The sequence below is a fragment of the Rhizobium freirei PRF 81 genome (assembly GCF_000359745.1).
GTDB lineage: Bacteria > Pseudomonadota > Alphaproteobacteria > Rhizobiales > Rhizobiaceae > Rhizobium > Rhizobium freirei.
On the sequence record NZ_AQHN01000004.1, the window covers coordinates 32176 to 54710 of the forward strand.

General features: G+C 61.0%; 15 protein-coding genes. 8 read left to right on the forward strand and 7 right to left on the reverse strand.

What is annotated here, in order from left to right; genetic code table 11:
- The first annotated feature begins 86 nt into the window (after positions 1-86).
- The 4 genes from RHSP_RS01060 (at position 87) to RHSP_RS33295 (ending at position 6333) form a co-directional block, all read left to right on the forward strand.
- Complete coding sequence (locus tag RHSP_RS01060; RefSeq protein WP_037148806.1) at positions 87-1619, forward strand: acyl-CoA carboxylase subunit beta; 1533 nt, start codon at positions 87-89, stop codon at positions 1617-1619.
- Between the two features lie 12 nt (positions 1620-1631).
- Positions 1632-3638 carry an acetyl-CoA carboxylase biotin carboxylase subunit gene (locus tag RHSP_RS01065; RefSeq protein WP_004107626.1) on the forward strand — a complete coding sequence of 669 codons (2007 nt, stop codon included), beginning with the start codon at positions 1632-1634 and terminating at the stop codon, positions 3636-3638.
- A complete protein-coding gene (scpA, locus tag RHSP_RS01070) occupies positions 3638-5776 on the forward strand; it encodes a methylmalonyl-CoA mutase (protein WP_004107634.1) in 2139 nt (712 codons plus the stop codon). Before RHSP_RS01065 ends, scpA begins: the two co-directional genes overlap by 1 nt.
- A gap of 410 nt (positions 5777-6186) precedes the next feature.
- On the forward strand, positions 6187-6333 hold the full coding sequence (locus RHSP_RS33295) for a DUF1127 domain-containing protein (RefSeq protein WP_081615274.1): 147 nt from the start codon (positions 6187-6189) through the stop codon (positions 6331-6333).
- A gap of 458 nt (positions 6334-6791) precedes the next feature.
- Here the strand turns inward: RHSP_RS33295 and RHSP_RS01075 are convergent, their stop codons facing one another.
- The 3 genes from RHSP_RS01075 to RHSP_RS01085 all read right to left on the reverse strand — a co-directional run bounded on the left by RHSP_RS01075 (position 6792) and on the right by RHSP_RS01085 (position 10959).
- The gene (locus tag RHSP_RS01075; protein ID WP_037148844.1) at positions 6792-7964 is read right to left on the reverse strand and encodes an adenylate/guanylate cyclase domain-containing protein; all 1173 of its coding nucleotides are present in this window, start codon (positions 7962-7964) and stop codon (positions 6792-6794) included.
- Between the two features lie 62 nt (positions 7965-8026).
- Positions 8027-9649, reverse strand: a complete 1623-nt coding sequence (locus RHSP_RS01080; RefSeq protein WP_037148810.1) for an MDR family MFS transporter — start codon at positions 9647-9649, stop codon at positions 8027-8029.
- Between the two features lie 77 nt (positions 9650-9726).
- Positions 9727-10959: an HlyD family secretion protein gene (locus RHSP_RS01085; RefSeq protein WP_004107639.1), complete on the reverse strand. Its 1233-nt coding sequence runs from the start codon at positions 10957-10959 to the stop codon at positions 9727-9729.
- A 137-nt stretch (positions 10960-11096) separates the two neighbouring features.
- Between RHSP_RS01085 and RHSP_RS01090 the strand changes: the two genes are divergently transcribed.
- Positions 11097-11999, forward strand: coding sequence for a LysR family transcriptional regulator (locus RHSP_RS01090; protein WP_004107640.1), 903 nt, complete (start codon positions 11097-11099; stop codon positions 11997-11999).
- Between the two features lie 164 nt (positions 12000-12163).
- Positions 12164-12643: an MEKHLA domain-containing protein gene (locus RHSP_RS01095; protein WP_004107641.1), complete on the forward strand. Its 480-nt coding sequence runs from the start codon at positions 12164-12166 to the stop codon at positions 12641-12643.
- Between the two features lie 141 nt (positions 12644-12784).
- On the opposite strand, the gene RHSP_RS01100 is transcribed toward RHSP_RS01095, so the two are convergent.
- Genes RHSP_RS01100 through RHSP_RS01110 form a run of 3 tightly spaced genes read right to left on the reverse strand, consistent with a single transcriptional unit; the run spans position 12785 to position 18654 of the window.
- Entirely contained in the window at positions 12785-14272 is a 1488-nt protein-coding gene (locus RHSP_RS01100; protein ID WP_004107642.1) for an MFS transporter, read from the reverse strand.
- Between the two features lie 43 nt (positions 14273-14315).
- Positions 14316-17462: an efflux RND transporter permease subunit gene (locus tag RHSP_RS01105; RefSeq protein ID WP_004107643.1), complete on the reverse strand. Its 3147-nt coding sequence runs from the start codon at positions 17460-17462 to the stop codon at positions 14316-14318.
- Between the two features lie 7 nt (positions 17463-17469).
- The gene (locus RHSP_RS01110) at positions 17470-18654 is read right to left on the reverse strand and encodes an efflux RND transporter periplasmic adaptor subunit (protein WP_004107644.1); all 1185 of its coding nucleotides are present in this window, start codon (positions 18652-18654) and stop codon (positions 17470-17472) included.
- A 231-nt stretch (positions 18655-18885) separates the two neighbouring features.
- Between RHSP_RS01110 and RHSP_RS01115 the strand changes: the two genes are divergently transcribed.
- Positions 18886-19584, forward strand: coding sequence for a response regulator (locus RHSP_RS01115; protein WP_004107645.1), 699 nt, complete (start codon positions 18886-18888; stop codon positions 19582-19584).
- Positions 19565-20623 (forward strand): sensor histidine kinase, encoded by a 1059-nt coding sequence (locus RHSP_RS01120; protein WP_004107646.1) that lies wholly within the window; start codon positions 19565-19567, stop codon positions 20621-20623. Before RHSP_RS01115 ends, RHSP_RS01120 begins: the two co-directional genes overlap by 20 nt.
- A gap of 100 nt (positions 20624-20723) precedes the next feature.
- On the opposite strand, the gene RHSP_RS01125 is transcribed toward RHSP_RS01120, so the two are convergent.
- Positions 20724-22448 carry a peptidoglycan D,D-transpeptidase FtsI family protein gene (locus RHSP_RS01125; protein ID WP_004107648.1) on the reverse strand — a complete coding sequence of 575 codons (1725 nt, stop codon included), beginning with the start codon at positions 22446-22448 and terminating at the stop codon, positions 20724-20726.
- Positions 22449-22535 lie beyond the last annotated feature (87 nt).

Consider the following 22535-nt stretch of genomic DNA (forward strand, 5'->3'; position numbering starts at 1 on the left):
TTTTTATAAGTCCGCATATCTGCGCGTTCAATCATTTTCTCGCAAGCCGCCCCTCGCTATGACTTCGACATATCGAGGGAGGCATCATGCGGACGATATTGGATCAGCTCGAAACGCGCCGTGCCGAGGCGCGCTTGGGTGGTGGCGAGCGGAGAATCGCGGCCCAGCACGGAAAGGGCAAGCTGACCGCGCGCGAGCGCATCGAAGTGCTTCTCGATGAAGACTCCTTCGAAGAATACGACATGTACGTGACCCACCGGGCGACCGATTTCGGCATGGCGGAACAGAAGGTCGCGGGTGACGGTGTTGTGACCGGTTGGGGAACGATCAACGGCCGCCAAGCCTATGTCTTCTCTCAGGATTTTACCGTTCTCGGTGGCTCCCTGTCGGAGACGCATGCGCAAAAGATATGCAAGATCATGGACATGGCCATGCGGAACGGCGCGCCGGTCATCGGCCTCAATGATTCCGGCGGCGCGCGCATTCAGGAAGGCGTGGATTCGCTTGCCGGCTATGCTGAGGTGTTCAAGCGCAATGTCGAGGCCTCCGGCGTCGTACCGCAGATTTCCGTCATCATGGGGCCTTGCGCGGGTGGTGCCGTCTATTCGCCGGCCATGACGGATTTCATCTTCATGGTGCGCGATTCCTCCTACATGTTCGTCACCGGCCCGGACGTAGTGAAGACGGTAACGAACGAGATCGTCACGGCCGAAGAGCTCGGCGGCGCACGCACCCACACCTCGAAATCCTCGGTTGCCGACGGCGCCTTCGAGGATGATATCGAGGCGCTGGAGCATATCCGGCTGCTCTTCGACTTCCTGCCGTTGAACAATCGCGAGAAGCCGCCGGTCAGGCGATTCCACGACGACCCGGCGCGGCTGGAAAATCGGCTCGACACGCTCATTCCCGACAGCTCCAACAAGCCTTATGACATGAAGGAGCTGATCCACGCCCTTGCCGATGAGGGCGAATTCTTCGAGCTGCAGGCAGCCTTCGCGCGCAACATCATCACCGGCTTCATGCGCATGGAGGGGCAGACGGTTGGCGTCGTCGCCAATCAGCCGATGGTGCTGGCCGGCTGTCTCGACATCGACTCCTCGCGCAAAGCCGCACGGTTCGTTCGTTTCTGCGACGCCTTCAACATTCCGATCCTGACCTTGGTCGACGTGCCCGGTTTCCTGCCCGGCACGGCGCAGGAATATGGCGGCGTGATCAAGCATGGCGCCAAGCTGCTGTTTGCCTATTCCCAAGCCACGGTGCCGATGGTGACGCTGATCACGCGCAAGGCCTATGGTGGCGCCTATGACGTGATGGCGTCGAAGCATATCGGCGCGGATGTGAACTATGCATGGCCGAGTGCCGAAATCGCCGTCATGGGCGCCAAGGGCGCGACGGAAATTCTCCACCGCGCCGATCTCGCAGATCCGGAGAAGATCGCCGCCCGCACGCGCGAATATGAGGAGCGGTTCGCCAATCCATTCGTCGCAGCCGAACGCGGCTTCATCGACGAAGTGATCATGCCGCATTCATCCCGTCGCCGCATCGCCCGCGCCTTCGCCTCGCTTCGCAACAAGCAGGTGGACGCGCGCTGGAAGAAGCACGACACGATACCTCTCTGACAGGCCATTCCCATGATCAAGAAAATCCTGATCGCCAATCGCGGCGAAATCGCCTGCCGCGTCATCAAAACCGCCAAGCGTCTCGGCATCTCGACAGTCGCCGTCTATTCCGATGCCGACCGCAACGCTCTGCATGTGTCGATGGCAGACGAGGCGGTGCATATCGGCCCGTCGCCATCGAGCCAGTCCTATATCGTCATCGACCGGATCATCGATGCCGTGCGCAAGACCGGTGCCGACGCCGTGCATCCGGGCTATGGCTTCCTCTCGGAGAACGCGCATTTTGCGGCCGCGCTTGAGCGTGAAGGCGTGACGTTCATCGGCCCTCCCGTCGGCGCGATCGAGGCCATGGGGGATAAGATCACCTCCAAGCAGCTGGCGGCTCGCGCCGGCGTCTCGACGGTGCCTGGACATATGGGGCTGATCGAAAATGCCGACGAAGCAGTGCTGATCGCGAATGAGATCGGCTATCCGGTGATGATCAAGGCATCGGCGGGCGGCGGCGGCAAAGGCATGCGCATCGCGCGCAATGCCGAAGAGGCGCGCGAAGGCTTTCAGGCATCGCGCAACGAGGCAAAAAACTCCTTCGGTGACGACCGCATCTTCATCGAGAAGTTCATCACCGAGCCGCGCCATATCGAGATCCAAGTGCTCGGCGACAAGCATGGCGCCGTCCTCTATCTCGGCGAGAGGGAATGCTCCATCCAGCGGCGCAATCAAAAGGTCATCGAGGAGGCTCCGTCACCCTTCCTTGATGAAGCGACCCGCAAAGCCATGGGCGAGCAGGCTGTCGCGCTCGCCAAGGCCGTCGGCTACAATTCCGCGGGAACGGTGGAGTTCATCGTCGACGGCAAGCAGAACAAGTTCTATTTCCTTGAGATGAACACCCGTCTGCAGGTGGAGCACCCGGTGACCGAACTCGTGACCGGGCTCGATCTGGTGGAGGAAATGATCAAGGTCGCGGCCGGCGAACCTCTGTCCTTCGGGCAAAACGACGTAAAACTCAATGGCTGGGCGATCGAAAGCCGCCTCTATGCCGAAGATCCCTACCGCAACTTCCTGCCGTCGATCGGCCGGTTGACGCGATATCGTCCGCCGGCCGAAGGGCCAACGGGCAGTGGTGCCATTCTGCGTAACGACACCGGCGTCTATGAAGGCGGCGAAATCTCGATGTACTATGATCCGATGGTCGCCAAGCTCTGCGCCTGGGCGCCGAGCCGCGACGCTGCGATCGCCGCGATGAGCGATGCGCTCGACGACTTCGAGGTCGAAGGGATCGGACACAACCTGCCCTTCCTGTCCGCCGTCATGAACCAGGAGCGCTTCCGTTCCGGTCAGCTGACGACCGGTTATATCGCCGAGGAATTTCCCGATGGCTTCCATGGCGTTGAACCGGACCAGGCGTCGGCCCGAAAGCTCGCAGCGATCGCAGTCGCGATCAATCAGGTCGTTCAAAAGCGCGCTGCGGATATTTCCGGCACGATCGGCAATCACCGCCGCAGGATCGGCCGGGATTGGGTCGTTGCCTTCGGCCAATGGCACTTCGAGACTTCCGTGGAATCGATGGACGGTGATCTTAACGTATCGTTTGCCGACGGTGACATGCTGCGTGTGAAGAGCGACTGGCTGCCCGGCAAAACGCACTGCGCTTTTTCGGTCGGCTCCGATATACTGGGTGTCAAAGTCGATCTGGTGGGGTCGGCGATCCGCCTGCGCTGGCGGGGAACGGAGATCGTTGCTCGGGTCCGTTCGCCACGGATTGCGGAGCTTGCCTGTCTGATGCCTGTGAAGGTTGCGGCGGACACGTCCAAGCTTCTGCTATGCCCAATGCCAGGAGTGCTGACGTCTCTCACTGTCGAGATAGGCAGTGTCGTCGAAGCGGGCCAAACCTTGGCCGTGGTCGAGGCCATGAAGATGGAAAATGCCTTGAAGGCCGAGCGTAAGGGTGTCGTTAAACGTATCGAAGCGAAAATAGGGCATAGCCTTGCGGTCGACGAGCTAATTCTGGAGTTCGAATGATGGTTGAACGATCCCTAGAGGAATGGGCTGATCTGGCCGAAAAAGAGCTCAAGGCATCGCCTGAGACGCTCACCTGGGAAACGCCTGAGGGAATAGCGGTCAAGCCGCTCTACACCGAGGCGGATACGGCAGGCCTGCCGCATCTTTCCTCGCTGCCAGGCTTCGCACCCTTCACCCGCGGTCCGCGCGCCACCATGTATGCCGGCCGTCCCTGGACGATCCGCCAATATGCGGGCTTTTCCACCGCCGAGGCCTCCAACGCCTTCTATCGCAAGGCGCTCGCCGCCGGTCAGCAGGGCGTCTCCGTCGCCTTCGATCTCGCCACCCATCGCGGCTATGACAGCGATCATCCGCGGGTGGTCGGGGACGTCGGCAAAGCGGGCGTCGCGATCGATTCCGTCGAAGACATGAAGATCCTCTTCGACGGCATTCCGCTGGAAAAAGTCTCCGTCTCGATGACCATGAACGGAGCTGTCATCCCGATCCTGGCAAATTTCATTGTTGCCGGCGAGGAGCAGGGCGTGCCGCGTGCCGCACTTTCGGGCACGATTCAGAACGATATTCTGAAGGAGTTCATGGTCCGCAATACCTACATCTATCCGCCCGAGCCCTCGATGCGGATCGTTGCCGACATTATCGAATATACGGCCAAGGAGATGCCGAAGTTCAACTCCATCTCCATCTCCGGCTATCATATGCAGGAGGCCGGTGCGACGCTGGTGCAGGAGCTCGCCTTCACGCTCGCCGACGGGCGAGAATATGTGCGGGCGGCGCTGGCCAAGGGGCTGAATGTCGACGATTTCGCCGGCCGCCTTTCCTTCTTCTTCGCCATCGGCATGAATTTCTTCATGGAGGCGGCGAAGCTGCGGGCTGCGCGTCTGCTTTGGACACGCATCATGGAGGAATTCAAGCCGGCCAAGCCATCGTCGCTAATGCTGCGCACTCACTGCCAGACATCAGGCGTCTCGTTGCAGGAACAGGACCCATACAACAACATCATCCGTACCGCCTTCGAAGCCATGTCCGCGGTGCTTGGAGGCACGCAATCCCTTCACACCAACTCCTTCGACGAGGCGATCGCCCTGCCGACGGAATTTTCGGCGCGCATCGCCCGCAACACGCAGCTGATCCTGCAGCACGAGACCGGCGTGACGAATGTCGTGGATCCGCTTGCCGGCTCCTACTATGTCGAAAGCCTCACCAAGGAACTTGCCGACAAGGCCTGGGCGCTGATCGAAGAAGTGGAAGCCCTGGGCGGTATGACCAAGGCCGTCAACGAGGGTCTGCCGAAGCGACTGATCGAGGAGGCAGCGACGCGCCGCCAGGCGGCTGTCGACCGGGGCGATGAGGTCATTGTCGGCGTCAACAAGTATCGGCTGGAGACGGAGGAGGAGATCGAGATCCTGGCGATCGACAATGCCGCCGTCCGCAGCGCCCAGATCAAGCGCATCGAGGAGACGCGCCGGCGCCGCGATGGCGTGAAGGTCGGGCAGGCTCTCGAACGCCTGAAGACAGTCGCAGCGACGGGCGAGGGCAATCTTCTTGAAGCCGCCGTCGATGCGGCTCGCGCCCGCGCGACAGTCGGCGAGATTTCCGACGCCATGCGCACCGTCTTCGGAGATCACTCGGCCACTCCCCAGGTCGTCAGCGATATCTATGGTGACGCCTATGCCGGCGATCCTGAGCTGGTGTCGCTCAGCAACCGTCTCTCCGATGTTGCCGCATCACTCGGGCGCAAGCCGAAGATTATGGTCGCCAAGCTTGGTCAGGATGGTCATGACCGCGGCGCCAAGGTCATCGCCTCGGCCTTCGGAGATGTCGGCTTCGACGTGGTCGCCGGCCCGCTTTTCCAAACGCCTGATGAGGCTGCGGATCTCGCCGTCAAGGAAAAGGTTCAGGTGATCGGCATGTCCTCGCTTGCCGCCGGTCACATGACGCTGGCGCCTCAGCTCGTCGAAGCGTTGAAGGAGAAGGGTGCGGATCAGGTGATCGTGGTGGTTGGCGGCGTCATTCCGCGCCAGGACTACGACTATCTGCTCGAACACGGTGTCAGCGCAGTGTTCGGCCCGGGAACCAATGTCCTCTCTGCCGCCAACTCCATCCTTGATCTGCTGGAGGGCAAGCGCAGGAACGCCTGATGTGGTGGGCTAGCTTGATCTAGTCTCGTCCTTGCCCATCTCGGTGCCGGCCGTCCTCCTGACTGGAGATCATCGCCGGAGCGGATAAAAGAAGTGACCGCAAACGGTTATGCGCTGCAGCACTAGCCCGTCGATGCCAGCAGGCGCGGCAGGCGAGCGTTAAGCTATCCCGTCGGGAAACATCGGTGCTTCAGGGTTGGTATCCTTCAACGATCCCCGACACCTTCTTTTCAGCCTAAAAATTGCTCATCCTTTAAAAGTCATGCCTAAGAAATGCGTTTCGTGCATGGGTGCAGTGTGGGATCGTCGCTGGTTTAAATCGATTGAAGATCCTACATTCCAATCATCGAAACGACGCCGGAACCAAGCGAGGTTGCCGACGTCAGGAAGCCCTAGGAAAGGGGATTATCATGAACGTCGCACGCTCTTTCAATAACTGGCGCAAATTCCGTCAGACCGTAAATGAACTCGGCCGCATGTCCAGCCGCGAACTGCAGGACCTCGGTATCGATCGCGCTGATATCCGCAGCGTTGCCCGCGCAGCAATCGCGCGCTAATCGAATGAGATTCGGCCTTAGAGGCCTCTGGACGCCCGCTGAAAATGCGGGCGTTTTTGCGCCAGCCTGCCATGCTGAAGGCCGGCTTGTCTTTCGCGCTGACTTGATGCCTTTCTGGTTTGCATTTTGTGCATAGCTGCAGTGCAGCATAAACTCTATGAATCCTCGGAAGTTCAAGTATGATCCAAACCATCGAAGCAATGCACCTCCTCCCGCAGCGCTTCGGATTTCAGACGGCCCACTCCTCCTCCCAGGGACGTCTGTAGGAATAGCGACACTCCTCCTCCCAGTCGCTGTTCGGTTTTCGAAAAGCCTGCCGCACCTCCTCCCGCGGCAGGCTTTTTCGTTTTCGGGTCTGCTCCCTCGTGAAAGACCATTCCTCAATGACGGCGGCCATCATCTCGCGTTGTCGGCAACCCGCGGGAACGGGCGTGTAGACACGCGGCCGGGCATCTCCCTCAATCAGCGAGCGTAAACAGCTCCATCGCATCGGCAAAGCCTTTTAACCGATGTGGCCCGATAGAGATCGCATCGGTGATGAGGGCTTTTTCGCGGAAGGTTTCGGACAACAACAGCGCCTTGCCTCTTTCGCTGCAGATGCTCTGTATGCGGCTGACGACATTGACGTCTGGGCCGATCAGCGTGAAATCGAGCCGGCTACCGGAGCCGACATTGCCGTAGCTGACCTCGCCATAATGCAGCGCAATGCCGACTTTGACGTTGATGCCGTCATATTGGAAGCAATCCATGTCGGCGAGGATCGCTGTTGCGGCCGTCAGCGCAGCGTTACAGGCGCCGGACGGATCGATGCCGGGGAAGAAGGCGAGAACGGCATCGCCCATGAACTTCAGCACCTCGCCACCTTCCCGTGTAATCGCGGGCACCACTTTGTCGAAATAGGCGTTCAGGAGGCCGAGCACGGTGTTGCCGGGCAACCTGTTGGACAGTTCGGTGAAGCCGCGCAGGTCGCAGAGCAGCAGCGCCGTCTCCATGGATTCGATCTCGCCGCGGCGGATGTGCCCGGCAAGGATCCGGCTTGCGGTCATGGGGCCGATATAGGTGTCGAGCAGAGTGAGCTCGCATTGCCTGAGCACGCGCAGCTCGGTGGCATTGCGTATGGCCGGCAGGATGCGCGCGATCACTTGCTGTTCGGCTGGCGTAAAGCCGCTCGGCCGTTTCGTACCGAAGGCCGCGGAACTAATCGGCCCGTCGGCATTGCAGAGCGGCGCTATCACCAGCTGCACAAGCCCGCGACCGGCAAAGATGTCGATATGCTGCCAGCGGCCGTGCGGGCTCCCGCCTGGACCGACAATCAGCGTTTCGCGGGTCTCCAAGGCCTTGTGCAGAGGCGTGTTTGCAATCGTCTGGCGCATGCCGTGCTCACGGTCATGGATTTCGATCGGTTCGCCTGGGGCCCAGGCGAACGTGCGGCCAATGAATTCCGGGTGCAGCGTCATCAGGTGCAGCGTCAGCCGGTCAATGGGGAGGCCGAGTGCGCGTAAACGGCGGCCCAGCCCGGAGATAAGGCCGGCCTCGTCGAGAGCATGGCATTCGTCTCCGGTCAGCCATTCGATGAGGCTCAGTGTCGCCGCGGTGCTGATGCCGGCCTCTGCGATCTTGGAGCTTGGCATCGCAGTTTGAGATATGTCCAGCAGCATGGTCATGATTGTTTCCTCCTGTTGCGGTGCGGCGCCTAGTGCGCGCCGGCACTGGAGAGATGACCGGCTTTCTTGAGAAACAGACTGGCGAGCAGGGCGACGACGAGCGCAACACCGAGCAGGTAGAAGGTGTCGCTGAAGGCCATGATGTTGGCTTGCTTGCGCAGGCCGCCGGCGATGGCGACGATTGCCTTGTGCGTGGCAAGCGCCTGGTCGCTGACCCCATGGTTTAGGAAGTAGTTTGTCAGTCTCGCGACACGATCGCGGGTTGCGTCCTCGAACATCGAGACCGAATTCGTCAGGATATTCGAATGGAACTGCTCGCGCTTCGTAAGAAAAGTCTGCAGCGCCGCGATGCCGACCGCACCGCCGAGATTGCGCATCATGTTGAAGAGCGCGGAGGCGGAGCCGGCGTTTTCCTGTTCGATGCCGGCGGTGGCGATCGCGGTGAGCGGGGTGAAGGCCAATGCCTGGCCAACGGCGCGCACGATGTTCGGCCAGAAGAGCTGATCGCTGGCATAGTTGCCGGTCATGTAGACATTCATGAAGTTCGAGGCGGCAAAGAGGGCGAATCCGACGAGGATCAGCAGCCGGGCATCGAAGCGCTTCATCAGCCGCGGCACCAGCGGGATCAGGATCAGCTGCGGAATGCCGGTCCAGGCGAGCACCAGGCCGATCTGCTCGGAATTATAGCCCTGAATGCGCGTGAGATAGATTGGCAGGATGAAGACCGAACCATAGAGCGCAATGCCGAGCAGGAAATTAGCGAGCATGCCGAAGCCGAAATTACGGCGCACCAGCAGGCGCAGATTGAGCAGCGGATGGGCGGCGCGGAGTTCGATGATCAGGAAGAGCGTCAGCGAAACCGCTGCTATGATCGACAGACGGACGATGAATGGAGAGCTGAACCAGTCGTCCTTGTTGCCTTCTTCAAGCACAGTCTGCAGCGCTGCGAGACCGATTGCCATGGTGATGATGCCAGGCCAATCGCCCTTTGCGAGCAGCGAAAGGTTCATCGGCGCACGGTCGAGCGACATCCACAGCATGGCGACCATCAGAATACCGGGTACGAGATTGACGTAGAAAATATATTGCCAACCCCAGCTTTCGGTGAGGTAGCCGCCAATGGTCGGGCCGATGGCCGGCGCAAATGTCGCAGAGAGGGCGAAGAGCGCAAGGCCCATCGGCTGCTTGGGCTTCGGCAGCAGCGTGATGATGATGGTGAAGGCCATCGGGATCAGCACGCCGCCGGAAAAGCCTTGGATGGCGCGCAGCACAATCATCTGCTGCAGGTTTGCGGCAAAGGCGCAGCCGACCGAAAACAGCAGGAAGAGGACGGCATTGGTCAGCAGATAGATGCGGACCGAAAAGACACGGGCAAGCCAGGCGCTGAGCGGGATGACGACGATCTCGGCGATCAGGTACGAGGTCGAAATCCAGCCGCCGTCATCCGTTCCGGCGCCGATCGCGCCCTGGATGTCGGCAAGCGAGGCATTGACGATCTGGATGTTCAGGACGGCCATGAAGGCGCCGAGCGTGGAGCCGATGACGGCGATCCACATGCGCAGCGGGCTCATGGCGGGCTTGGCGGCCGCGGCTGGTGCGGTAGAGGCAGGCCCGGCGGAATTGTTGTTGGCGGCGATCTGAAGAGTGGCCATGATACGGCTCCTTCCGGCTGATGCCGAAATAATCTCATGACAGTGTTGGGGCGATAATCGACGAAGAATGGGAAGGATCATCCAGCGTGGCTGGATAATCCTTCGGCCTTGGCAGTCGAGGTCTGCGCAGCCTTGGTGTCGATTTCAGGCTCGACCGACATGCCGGAACGCAACAGCCCGGCCAGACGCTCGTCATCGATCACGATCTTGACCGGGATACGCTGGACGATCTTGGTGAAGTTGCCGGTGGCATTGTCCGGCGGCAACAGCGAGAATTCCAGACCGCTTGCCGGCGAGAGGCTGTCGACATGACCCTTGATGGCAACGTCGGGAAAGCTGTCGACCTTGATGTCGACCGATTGGCCCGGGCGTACATAGGTCAACTGTGTCTCCTTGAAATTGGCGACGACATAGACCGAATGCAGCGGCACGACCGCCATCAGCTGCGTGCCCGACGTGACGTACTGGCCGACGCGGATCGAGCGAGCGCCGACCGTACCGTCGACTGCGGCGACGATATCGGTATAGGAGAGATTGAGCTGCGCCTGCCGGACGGTTGCTTCAGCGCGATCGCGCTGGGCAGCGGCCTGATCGCGCTGCGTCTGCAGCACGGGCACCTTGTTCTGGGCGGCAACCAGGGCAGCATGGTCACGCTCGACGGCGGCGGCGGCCTGTTCGCGAGCCGATTGCGTCTGTTCGGCGCGCGATTGCGTGCCGGCGCCGTTGCTGATCAGCCGTGCCGAACGGGCGGCATCGGACTGCGCAAAATCGAGCGAGGCCTGCGACGCGGCTTCGGTGGCCTTGGCCTGTCCGATCAGCGATTGCTGCAGCACGATCTGCGCATCGATATTGGCAATCGCGGCCTCGGCAGCTTTCAGGTCCGCCTTTGCCTGAGAAAGGGCAGCCTGGAAGTCGCGGTCGTCGATGCGGGCCAGCACCTGGCCGGCCTTGACGCTGTCATTGTCGTTGACAAGCACTTCCTTGATGTAGCCGGCGACCTTGGGGGCGATCGCGGTGTAATCGGCTTTGACGTATGCATCGTCGGTGGATTCGATGAAGCGGCCGACCATCCAGTAGTGATAACCGAAGTCGGCGGCGAAGGCAGCCCCGGCCAGCAAGGCGGCGACGAGCACCCCACGCTTGATGAGCTTGCGGCTTGTCCCGGGAGCCTTTGCAACGGTGGAAGCGGGGGCCGCGGCAACCGGTGCCTGCGGAGCTTCGGCGCCGGGAGACTTTGTCACCTCGCCCGCCGGCGCGACCTCGGCCTGGCTTGCGTTCTTGAACACCTCGTTGCGGGGTAGTTCGACCATTGTCCTTCTCCTTCAATATCGCAGCCCGCTTGCAGGGGCCTCTTTTGATGGTGCGAAGATGCGTCCGAATGGTCTTTCTGATAATCTCTTCGAATCTGGAAGGATCATCAATTCAGAGTGGATAATCCGAGGATTAAATGGATCGACTGACCAGCCTCACAGTCTTTGGCCGGGTGGTGGAATGCGGCGGCTTCTCCGCCGCTGCCCGCCGGCTCAACATGTCCGTCACCATGGTGGGCAACCATGTGCAATCGCTGGAAGATCGCCTCGGCGTGCGGCTTTTGAACCGCACCACGCGCAAGGTCAGCCTGACGGAAACCGGGAAGTATTACTACGAGCGTTCCTCACAGATTTTGGCGGATCTGGAGGAAATCGATCGGGCGGCAGGCGCGCTTAACACCATGCCGCGCGGCACGCTGAAAATTTACACCAGCGGTGCCATCGTTCGCTTCCTGCTCCCCGTCATCAACGAATTCATGACGCAGTACCCGGCGATCTCTCTGGATTTCAACGTCGGCGAGCGTTCGATCGACATGATCGAAGAGGGCTATGATCTGATGATCCGCACTCTGCCCACGCAGGAATCGACACTTGTCGCACGCAAGCTCACCCCTTGGCGCCACATGCTGGTTTGCTCACCCGAATATCGCGATACGCATCCCATGCCGAAGGTGCCGGCGGATCTCGTGGAGCACAATTGCCTGCAATATACCTATTATCCCTATGGCGACGAATGGCGTTTCGAGGATGCCGCCGGCAATCAGCAGGGCGTCAAGATTTCGGGCAATGTCGTTACCAACAGCGCCGAGACCCTGCGGTTTCTCTTGGCGAGCGGGCAGGGCATATTCCTCGCCCCGAGCTTCATCGTCTTCGAAGATGTTGCCGCCGGCCGGTTTGTGCGCATGATGCCCGATTATCGCGCGGTGGAGTTTACGATCAGCGCGATCTATCCGAACCGCAGCCATCTGCCGACCAAGGTGCGGCTGTTCATCGACCTCTTGGTGGAGCGCTTTGCCGAACACCGCAAATGGATGACATGAGCGTTCCGCCCCGCCGCTCGCAGCAATCTTTTTCGTATATCAAGCGGGGGAAGGCGTTCGTTGCAGGCTCGCCATTCGGATCTGCGATGCTATTTCACCTGCCATCGATCTCGATCGCAGTTAGTAGACAACGTATCTATCGGTCCCCACCGGGAAGGGAATGAATGACCAGCGCACCCGAAATCCCCGAAATCAAAGCCGCAGATCTGTCGATCGATCCCACGTTCTTCGAGCTGCTAACCGGCAGTTTCCGCCGGATCGTCGGAACGCAGCTCGTTAGCGAAGGGCAGGGGCCGGATTGGCTCTATCACAAGGCTTCCTTCGTGGTCGTGGCGCATAACACGGACGCCGATCCGCGCTTCGTCTATGCCAACAAGGCCGGCCAGAATTGCTTCGAATATCCATGGGACGAGTTTGTCACCTTGCCCTCGCGACTTTCGGCGGAGCTGCCCAACCGCGCCGAGCGTCAGCGATTGCTGGATGCCGTGACCAGCAACGGCTTCATTTCCGATTATCGCGGGCTCAGGATCGCAAAATCCGGGCGGCGTTTCTGGATCGAGGACGGCATTGTCTGGCAGCTCATCGACCGCGATGGAAACCACCGTGGGCAGGCGGCGACGTTTTCCCGCTGGAAGGACGCCTGAACTGCCGGATTCGTCCCCGCTTATCTCGGATCTACCGTCAGAGCGCGAAGAGCATTTGAACGGAGACGAAAATCCCGGCAGCATTCTGGCTGCCAGAGTCAATGGCTATTCATATCGAGCAAGATCTCCACACCAGAGAAATCAATGAGCGCCGGTATTTGATATCGGTGCGTTTCGAAGCGCGCAGAAGATCAAAATGGAAAGCACGGCGATCATCGCAGCCACCAGCATCAAGACCGAGCTGTGTGCAGCGCCGAAGGCTGCTTTGGCGGCGACTGCAATTTCCAATCCCGCGCTGCCGCCGACGTCGTGAGCCGCGGTCATCGCCTCGCTGATGGAATTCGACACGCCATCGACATCGGCGGGATTGGAGAAGGACGAGCGGTAGATCGAATTCACCAGCACGCCGAAGATCGTGATGCCCAGGCCTCCGCCGAGCTCATACCCGGAGCTTTCGAGCGCGCCTGCGGCCCCGGCTTTTTCCGCGGGAGCGCTTCCCATGATCGCGATGGACGATGCGAGAAGCCCGACGCCGAGCGCAAAGCCGAGGATCGCAAGGAGGACGGCGATGGCATATGCATTCTTCGCCAGATCCGACAGCGAGATCGCAAACAGGGCAAGCGCCGCTATCGCCATCGACAACGAGGCGACGGCGCGAAGACCGTATCGATTGGCGAGCCAGCCGCCCGCGGGTCCACCGATTGCCGCGGCGACAACGATGGGCAGCATGAACACGCCGGCTTCAAGCGGTGTCTTGTCGAGGACGTACTGGAGCTCCTGTGCCAGCACGAGCTCGAACCCGGCAAGCGATCCGCTGGCAACGAAGGCCATGATCAGGCCGGTGCCGATCGCTGGCTTCGCCAGCAGGGACAGTTCAAGCATCGGGTTTTCCGACGAGATCTGTATGCGGGAGAACCAGATCAGCAATGCCACGCCGATCATGAGAATGACGACACTTTGAAGGTCCAGCCCTGCCTCGAAGCCGGACTTGATGCCGTAGACGGCAAGGATCAAGCCGGCGACCAGGAGCAAGGCCTGTCCAGGCTTCCACGTCGCTTCGGAGTTGCCTGGCTGGGAGGGGACGAGCTTCCAGACGGCCGGGATAACCAGCATCATGACAGGCACGTTGACGAGGAAGACCGAACCCCACCAGAAATGCTCCAGCAGTACGCCGCCGATGAGGGGGCCAATGGCAGCGCCAGCCATGCCGACCACGCTCCAGATGCCGAGCGCCGTTGCCCGTTCGGTGTCATCCTCGAACGCCTGCCGGATCAAGGCGAGGACGCAGGGCATGATCATGGCCGAACCGATCCCGAGTATCGCACGTGTCATAATCAGCATCAGGGCGGAGGTCGAGAATGCGGCGGCGACGGAGGTAGCACCAAAGATGCCGAGCCCGATCAGGAGCATCTGACGGTAGCCGATCCTGTCGGCCAGCGTCCCCATCGGGACGAGCAGGCCTGCCATGACCAGAGGATAGACGTCGATGATCCATAGCACTTCATTTCCCGAGGCGCCCAAAGCAACGGCAAGGGAAGGGATCGCGATGTGAAGGATCGTCGTGTCGACGACGACGGGAGTGAATGCCATCATTACGGCGGCAAGGATGAGCCATCGACCTGAGTGCATTTGTCAGCTCCTACGCAGCATGAAGATCATGCCGCCCATCCGGTCAGGGATGGGCGGCCGGTGCGGGCGGGACGTCAGCGCGCGCATCGTCATCAACCGGTCTCTTGGTCCGCAATAGGGACAGTACGAAGACGAAGAAGACCGGGACGAAGAAGACGGCGAGAACCGTGGCCGAGATCATGCCACCGAGGACGCCGGTGCCGATCGCGTTCTGGCTGGCCGCACTTGGGCCGGTGGCGATCGCCAGCGGCACGACGCCGAGCGTAAAGGCAAGCGACGTCATCACGATCGGGCGGAAGCGGACACGCGCCGCCTCCACCGCCGATTCAAGCATGGGCTTGCCTTGGGCGTAATAATCCTTGGCGAATTCGACGATCAGGATGGCGTTCTTCGCCGACAGGCCGATGATCGCGATGAGGCCTACCTTGAAATAAAGATCGTTCGGCATCTCGCGCAGCACCGCCGCCAGCACGCATCCGATGATGCCGAGCGGCACGACAAGCATGACCGACAAAGGGATCGACCAGCTTTCGTAGAGACCTGCCAATAGCAGGAAGACGAAGAGAATGCTGAAGCCGAAGAGGATCGGTGCCTGATTACCGGAGGAAATTTCCTCACGCGACTGGCCGGACCACTCATAGCCGAAGCCATCGGGAAGTTCGGATGCCAGGCGTTCCATCTCGGTGATCGCCGCGCCTGAAGACTTGCCTTCGGCCGCCTGCCCGGTGATGCGGACGGTCGGATAGCCGTTGTAGCCGACGATCTGCGGATCGCCCTTGCGCCAGTCGGCGGTCGTAAACGATGCCAGCGGCACCATCCCGCCGCTGGCGTTGCGAACGTTCAGCTTCATCATATCTTCGACCTGCATGCGGCTGCGGCCGTCCGCCTGCACGATGACCTGCTGCATGCGGCCTGCATTCGGGTAGTCGTTGATGTAGGAGGAGCCGAGATTCGCGGTGATCGCATCGTTGATGTCGGAGAAGCTGACGCCGAAGGTGTTTGCCTTCTCGCGGTCGATCGCAAGCGTGATCTGCGCCGCCTCCTGCATGCCTTCGACGCGGACATTCGTCACCACGCTGCTCTTGGCAGCCTTTGCCATCAACTCCTCCGCGGCTTGCTTGAGAGCCTTCTGCCCGCGCCCGGCGCGGTCCTGAAGCCTGAAGGAGAAGCCGCTCGTCGTGCCAAAGCCATCGATCGGCGGCGGCGAGAGCGCGTACGAGGTGGCGTCCTTCAATCCGGCGAGCTGGGCATTGACGCGCTCGGCGATCTCAGGGACCGAGCTGCCAGCCGGCCGCACGCTCCAGTCCTTGAGCGTAACGAAGGCGATGGCAGAATTCGGGCCGTTTCCGGAGAAGCTGAAGCCCTGGACGGCGAAGATGTTCTCGACCGCGGGTTCGGCCCTGAAGATGGCCTCGATCTGTTGCAGCGACGCGATCGTGCGATTGGCGCTTGCCTCCGGTGGTCCCTGAATGTCGACGATCAGGATGCCCTGATCCTCTTCCGGCACGAAGGAGCCCGGCAAGTTGACGAAAATGTAGCCAAGGCCGACGACAAGCGCGAGGTAGACGACCATCATCCGTCCCGACCGGCGTGCAAGGCCGGCGGCGGTCTTCGTGTAGCCGGCAGTCATCCCGTCGAACTTGCGATTGAACCAGCCGCCGAGCCCCTTCTTCGCGTGGTGATCAGCCTTGATCGGTTTCAGGAACGTGGCGCAGAGCGCCGGTGTCAGTGAAAGCGCCAGGAAGGCCGAGAACATGATCGAGACGACCATGGTCAGCGAGAACTGCCGGTAGATGATCCCGGAAGCGCCCGGAAAGAATGCCATCGGAATGAAGACGCAGGAGAGCACCAGCGTAATGCCGAGGATGGCGCCGGTGATCTGCTTCATCGCCTTCTGCGTCGCGGCCTTCGGCGGCAAGCCTTCCTCGGCCATGATGCGCTCGACGTTTTCGACCACGACGATCGCGTCGTCGACGAGGATGCCGATCGCCAGAACCATGGCAAACATGGTCAGCACGTTGATGGAGAATCCCGTCGCGTACATGACGGCGCAAGTCCCCAGCAGCGCGACCGGGACGACAAGCGTCGGGATGATCGTGTAGCGAAAGTTCTGCAGGAAGACGAACATCACGATGAAGACGAGCGCGATCGCCTCGACCAGCGTGTGCACGACCTTCTCGATCGAGGCATTGACAAAGGGGCTGGTGTCGTAGGGTATCGAATATTCGACGCCCTTCGGGAAGAACTTCGACAGTTCGTCCATCTTCGCCTTGACGGCTTTCGAAACCGCAACGGCGTTGCCGGTCGAGGAAAGCTGGATTGCGAGGCCGGCGCTCGGATTGCCGTTGAGCCGGCTCGTTGTGGAGTAGTTTTCCGCGCCGTTCTCAATGCGCGCGATGTCGCGCAGGCGCACGGTCGAGCCATCGGGATTGGCGCGAAGGATTACGTCGCCGAACTGCTTCGCGCTGTTGAGCTGCCCTTCGACGATGACGGTCGCGGTGAGATCCTGGCTGACCGGGTTCGGAGTGGCCCCGATCTGGCCGGCGGCGACTTGCGCATTCTGGGCAGCAATCGCCGCACTGATGTCGGCGGCCGTCAGATGGAGGCCGACCATCTTGTCCGGGTCGATCCAGACGCGAAGCGCCCTTTGCGAAGCGAAGACCTGCGCGCGTCCGACGCCCGGGAGGCGGCGGAGTTCGCCGAGGACATTGCGGTTGATGTAGTCGCCGAGTGCGATCTCGTCCATCTTGCCGTCGGCGGAGGTCAGGGCTGCGATCAGCAGGAAGCCGGCGCTGGCCTCCTCGACCTGAATGCCTCGTGTCCGGACCGTCTGCGGCAACCGTGCCTCGACACGGCGGACGGCGTTCTGAACGTCAACCGTCGCCTTGCCGATGTCCGTTCCCGAGGCAAAGGTCGCGTTGATGCTTACCGAACCGGAGTTGTCCGAGGTCGATTCGAAGTCGACGATGCCATGGACGCCGTTGAGCTCCTCTTCGATGAGACGGGTAACCCCCTGATAGATTTCCTGCGGAGACGCGCCGGGATAGGAGGCGGAGATCGATAGCTGCGGAGGCGCGACTGCGGGATATTGCGCGACCGGCAGCGAGGGAATCGTAATGATCCCGGCGATCATGATGAAGAGCGCGAAAACCCATGCGAGAACGGGTCGCTTGATAAAGAGCTGTGCCATGTCTGAATTACTTCGCGGCCTGGTCTGAGGAGTTCTGGTCGGCATTGTGCGGCGACCAGGGTTCGGCGACGACCTTGCCTCCCGGCGTCACCTTCTGGACCCCGTCGGCGATGATGGTTTCACCATTCTTCAGTCCCGAGAGGACGATCCATTCGGAGCCGAGGGAAGCGCCGAGAATGATATTGCGCACCTGTGCCGTCTGGTCGGAGGCGAGCACGAAGATCTGCGGATTACCACCGGTATCTCTCGTCACCGCCCTTTGCGGAATCGTGATGCCGGCTTGCTGGACTGCCTGCTCGATGCGCACGCGGACATACATTCCCGGCAGGAGATCACCTTTCGGATTAGGGAATTCCGCTCTCAGCGTCACCTGTCCGGTATTGGGATCGACATTTGCGTTCGAGAACAGGAGTTTGCCGGGTTCGGCATAGACCTTGCCGCCGTCGAAGACGAGTTCGACGCGTGCCTGGCCGGGCGCCGGGCTTTCGAGCTTGCCGTCGCTGACCGCTTGCTTGAGCGCAAGGAGCTGCTGCGCCGATTGGGTGAAATCGGCGTAGACCGGATCGACTTGCTGGATCAGTGCAAGGTTGGAGGTGCTGTCCGCCGTGACCAGCGTTCCTTCGGTGGCGAGCGCGCCGCCGATGACGCCGGTGATCGGCGCGCGTACCTCGGTGTAGCCGAGGTTTATCTTGGTTTCGTCAAGGGCAGCCTGCTGGGCCGCGACGTCCGCTTCAGCCTGATCGAGGGCGACGGCGGCGGTATCGTAATCCACCGCGCTCACGACATTGCGCTCACGGAGCAGGCGCTGGCGTTCAAGCTGCTGCTTGGCATTGGCCTGGATCGCCCTGGCTTTCTTCAGCGCCGCTTCGGCGCTGGCAACGCGGACTTCGAACAGGCGCGGATCGATCCGATAAAGGACGTCGTCCTTATGCACCAGGCTGCCCTGCTGGAAGACCCGCTCCTGCAGGATGCCCGAGACTCTCGCGCGCACTTCGGAAACCCTGGTTGCGGCAATGCGGCCGGGAAGCTCGCTCATGACAGGAACGGCGTGCGCCTTCAATTCAACGACCCCGACCGCCGGCGGCGGCATCTGGCTTGCTTCCGGGGAGGAGACATGACCTGCCACCAGTGCGAGCATCGCCGTCATCGTCAGCAGCGCCTTTCGCCCGTGCAGTCCCTTGTTCATCAGCATTGATGCTTCCTGTCTGGACCGAAGTGGATGGCTTTTCGGACAAATTGTCTCGCAAGCTTGCGGCCTCGGTTCCTTCGAACATTCGTGTTTTTATTCCGCGGTTTCCGCTAATTTACGCTAGACAGCACAACTGTTGCGTTTCAATGGAGCGTATGTGGAGGTTTCGTGGAGATGCGAAATGAGTGTTGACGCGCGCCTTCGTGAAGCCTTTTGTCGGGACAGGAGGTGCGTATGGAAAACGCTCTTGTACTGATCATCGAGGACGAGCCGGAAATTTCCGATATCCTCGAGCGCTATTTCGAGCGCGAGGGATTCCGCGTCTTGACGGCGTCGGATGGAGAGATTGGGCTTTCCCATCATCAGCGCCTCCGGCCCGATCTGGTCGTTCTCGACGTCAAGCTGCCCAAGCTCGACGGTTACGCCGTCCTCGCAGCGATCCATAAACGCGGCGACACGCCTGTTATCATGGTGACCGCGCTGGCGGACGACGTGGACAGGCTGCAGGGCCTGCGGGCGGGAGCCGACGATTATGTGGTCAAGCCTTTCAACCCGGCCGAAGTCGTTGCTCGCGCCAGAGCGATCCTCAGACGTTCAGTTGCCGGCGGCATGGGCAACAAGGTTTTGCGGATCGGAAAGCTCTCGGTCGATCCGGTTGCGCATGTGGCCTCGGTCGATAATGGCGATCAGCGCGTCCTCCTGCCGCTGACCCGCACGGAGTTCCGGATCCTTGAATTCATGGCCGGCTATCAGAACAGGGCCTTCGAGAGAGGCGAGATCATCGACGCCTGCCTTCCCGAAGGCGAAGCCCTGGACAGGACGGTCGACAGCCACATGAGTAAACTCCGCAGGAAGCTGGAAGCGGCCGGCGTCGGCAATCTTCTCAACGGCGTCAGAGGAGTGGGCTACCGCCTTGGCGACCTCGGTCAATAATAGCCTCAACCGACAGATCATCTGGTCGACCACGATCGTCGCGTTCGTTTCCCTGTCGGTCATGTTCTTCGGGTTCCTGATCTACGGCTGGGTCTGGGATTGGTTGTTTCCCGGAGCCATCAGCAGCGAGGAATGGGCTCCGACCGATTTCGTGGTTCTCGCCATCAATGTCGCGATCGGCCAGGCCGTCGGAGCCTATGTCGGCTGGCGGCTTGCCCGAAGGCTGGTCAAGCCGCTCATCGCCGTGGCACACGCCGCCCGCACCATCGCCGAGGGCGATTTCACCGGCCGCGCGACGGGGCAGGGGACGTTCGGCGAAGCCGATCGCCTGATCGAGGATTTCAACCAGATGGCGGAGAAGCTGCAGAGGGCGGAGAAGGAACTCCAATATTCGAATTCCGCCATCGCCCACGAGCTTCGCACGCCGCTGACGATTCTTCGCGGGCGCATGCAGGGTTTGGCCGACGGCGTGTATGAGCCGAACCAGGATGCCTTTCTCGGCTTGGTCAAGCATATCGATTCCCTGACCCGCATTGTCGAGGATCTCAAGACCCTCTCGCTGATGAATGCCGGCCGGATGGAACTCCAGATTTCAAGCTTCGATCTGGCGGCCGAAGTCGGCGATACCCTTGACACCATGAGACCGGCGCTGTCCGCGCAAAGGCTAGAGGTCGTCGTCAACATGCGCAGCGCACCGCTCAACGCGGATCGCGCGCGGGTTCGGCAGATTGTTCTTGCCTTGATAGACAATGCTGCGCGCTATGCGCCTGGCTCGCGCCTGGAGGTCAGAACCTTCACGAAGGGCGAGTTTGCCATTCTGCAGGTTTCCGACAGCGGACCGGGAATGTCTCCTTTGGAGCAGGAATACGCCTTCGAGCGCTTCTGGAGAGCCGATGAAGCCCGAAGCCGGAGGGCTGGAGGGTCCGGGCTCGGTCTGTCCGTGGTCAAGGCGATTGCGGAGGCGCATGGCGGCAAAGCCACGATCGAGAGCCGCAAGGGCGGCGGCACGACCGTGCGTGTGACCATCCCGCGTTATTGAACCTCCAACGCCCTATACGCGATGGCGAGCGCCGTTGTTCGATAAGCCCCTGCAAGGGCACCCAGGAAGATTCCGGCCGCTTCGAGGCGATCCGGCGCTCTCAATAAGACGCAATCAGGTTCGTCCCGAAATCCGGCTGCACGCCGAGCATGGGCGCTGCCTGCTTGATGATGTCGCGCACCATCGGCGCTGCGGTGTTGGTGGCGAAGGTGAGGTTATGCTCGCCGGTCAGCGGCTGGTCCACGAAGGCGAGCACCACGTATTTCGGGTGATCGATCGGGAAGGCACCGAGGAAGGAGTTGAAGCTCAGCTTGTGGGAATAGACGCCGTGGATCACCTTGTTCGCGGTGCCTGTCTTGCCGCCGACATGATAGCCGGGAACGTTGGCTGGCTTGCCGGAACCTTCCTGGCCGTTCAGCTTGAACAAGGAGCGGATGATGTCGCTGGTCGCCGGTTTGACGATCGGGGTTTCGACCTTTTCGGCTTCTTCGCGCGTGCGCGGCAGGAAGGTCGGCTCGATCAGCTCGCCGCCGTCCATCAGCGCTGCGCCGGCTACGGCCGTCTGCAGCGGCGTCGTGGCGACGCCGTGGCCGAAGGAGATCGTGATCGAGTTGATCTTCTTCCAGACGTGAGGCTGGGTCGGCATTTTCACTTCGGGCAATTCGGTCTTCAGTTTGGTCAAAAGACCAAAGCGGGTGAGATAGGCCTTCTGGTTCTCCATGCCGACACGATCCATCAGCTTGGCGGTGCCGATGTTCGATGAATAGCGGAAGATTTCCGGCACGGTCAGCCACCTGCGCGGCACGTCACGGTCGTCATGGATGATAAAACCGCCATAGTGCAACGGCGCGGAAGCATCGAAGGTATCGCTTGTCTTGACCGCGCCGACGTCGAAGGCCATCGCCATCGAGAAGGTCTTGAATGTCGAGCCCATTTCGAACGTACCGTTCGACATGCGGTTGAGCCAGCCGTCGCTGCCGGTCGCCTGCGGGTCGTTCGGGTCGAAATCGGGAGCGGAGGCCATGGCCAGCACCTCGCCGGTGTGGATATCCAGCACCACGGCACCCGCCGCCTTGCCCTTGTAGAGATCGAGCGCACTGCTGACGACGTCGTGCACGACGTTCTGAACGCGCAGATCGACCGAAAGTTTGACCGGCTGCAGCGTATCCTGGCTCGTCAGGCCTGTGGAATCGAGATCCGACAGGCCCTGCATGTCGAGATATTTCTCCATTCCGGCCACGCCATGATTGTCGATATCGACATAGCCGAGAATGTGGGCGGCGGTGCGCCCGCCGGGATAGAAGCGCTTGACCTCCGGCCGGAAACCGATCGCCGGAATGCCGAGGGCCAGAATTTCGCTCTGCTGCTTCGGCGTCAGCTGCCGGCGCAGCCAGGCGAAGTGCGAGCGGTGGTCGGCAAGCTTCTTATAGAGCGACTTACGGTCGATATCGGGAAAGACCGTGGCTATCTTTTCGACCGCTTCGTCGGCATCGACGACGCGGTTCGGCTCGGCGAACATCGAGACGGTGCGGATGTCGGTCGCGAGCAGCTCGCCGTTTCTGTCGACGATATCGGGGCGGGCGGCAATCACACGCTCGGGCGGGATCGATGAAGCGTCGTCCCTCGGCGCCATACCGAATAAGGTAAGCTTGGCGAAGATCACGGCGTAGACCATGATCAGTCCGCCGCTGAGCATCACGATGCGGGCTTTCGCGAGCTTGCTGTGCCCTGTGGCTTGCACGGCAGGACGTCTGCGCGATCCCGGACCGAAGGTGAGCCTGACAAGGCGACCGCTATTTGCGCTTAGAGCATGAAGGATCGACATTATCGACTTATTCGCAAGAGCTGGAAAAGCGGACGCGCCTTTCGATCAAAGATTGATAAGGCAAAGATGGTTAACAATACCCTAATA

What these genes read in the sequence shown, in the direction of transcription:
- RHSP_RS01060 (WP_037148806.1), top strand. Translation starts at nt 87, where the DNA reads ATGCGGACGATATTGGATCAGCTCGAAACGCGCCGTGCCGAGGCGCGC.
- RHSP_RS01065 (WP_004107626.1), top strand. Translation starts at nt 1,632, where the DNA reads ATGATCAAGAAAATCCTGATCGCCAATCGCGGCGAAATCGCCTGCCGC.
- scpA (WP_004107634.1), top strand. Translation starts at nt 3,638, where the DNA reads ATGGTTGAACGATCCCTAGAGGAATGGGCTGATCTGGCCGAAAAAGAG.
- RHSP_RS33295 (WP_081615274.1), top strand. Translation starts at nt 6,187, where the DNA reads ATGAACGTCGCACGCTCTTTCAATAACTGGCGCAAATTCCGTCAGACC.
- RHSP_RS01075 (WP_037148844.1), bottom strand. Translation starts at nt 7,964, where the DNA reads ATGCCAAGCTCCAAGATCGCAGAGGCCGGCATCAGCACCGCGGCGACA.
- RHSP_RS01080 (WP_037148810.1), bottom strand. Translation starts at nt 9,649, where the DNA reads ATGGCCACTCTTCAGATCGCCGCCAACAACAATTCCGCCGGGCCTGCC.
- RHSP_RS01085 (WP_004107639.1), bottom strand. Translation starts at nt 10,959, where the DNA reads ATGGTCGAACTACCCCGCAACGAGGTGTTCAAGAACGCAAGCCAGGCC.
- RHSP_RS01090 (WP_004107640.1), top strand. Translation starts at nt 11,097, where the DNA reads ATGGATCGACTGACCAGCCTCACAGTCTTTGGCCGGGTGGTGGAATGC.
- RHSP_RS01095 (WP_004107641.1), top strand. Translation starts at nt 12,164, where the DNA reads ATGACCAGCGCACCCGAAATCCCCGAAATCAAAGCCGCAGATCTGTCG.
- RHSP_RS01100 (WP_004107642.1), bottom strand. Translation starts at nt 14,272, where the DNA reads ATGCACTCAGGTCGATGGCTCATCCTTGCCGCCGTAATGATGGCATTC.
- RHSP_RS01105 (WP_004107643.1), bottom strand. Translation starts at nt 17,462, where the DNA reads ATGGCACAGCTCTTTATCAAGCGACCCGTTCTCGCATGGGTTTTCGCG.
- RHSP_RS01110 (WP_004107644.1), bottom strand. Translation starts at nt 18,654, where the DNA reads ATGCTGATGAACAAGGGACTGCACGGGCGAAAGGCGCTGCTGACGATG.
- RHSP_RS01115 (WP_004107645.1), top strand. Translation starts at nt 18,886, where the DNA reads ATGGAAAACGCTCTTGTACTGATCATCGAGGACGAGCCGGAAATTTCC.
- RHSP_RS01125 (WP_004107648.1), bottom strand. Translation starts at nt 22,448, where the DNA reads ATGTCGATCCTTCATGCTCTAAGCGCAAATAGCGGTCGCCTTGTCAGG.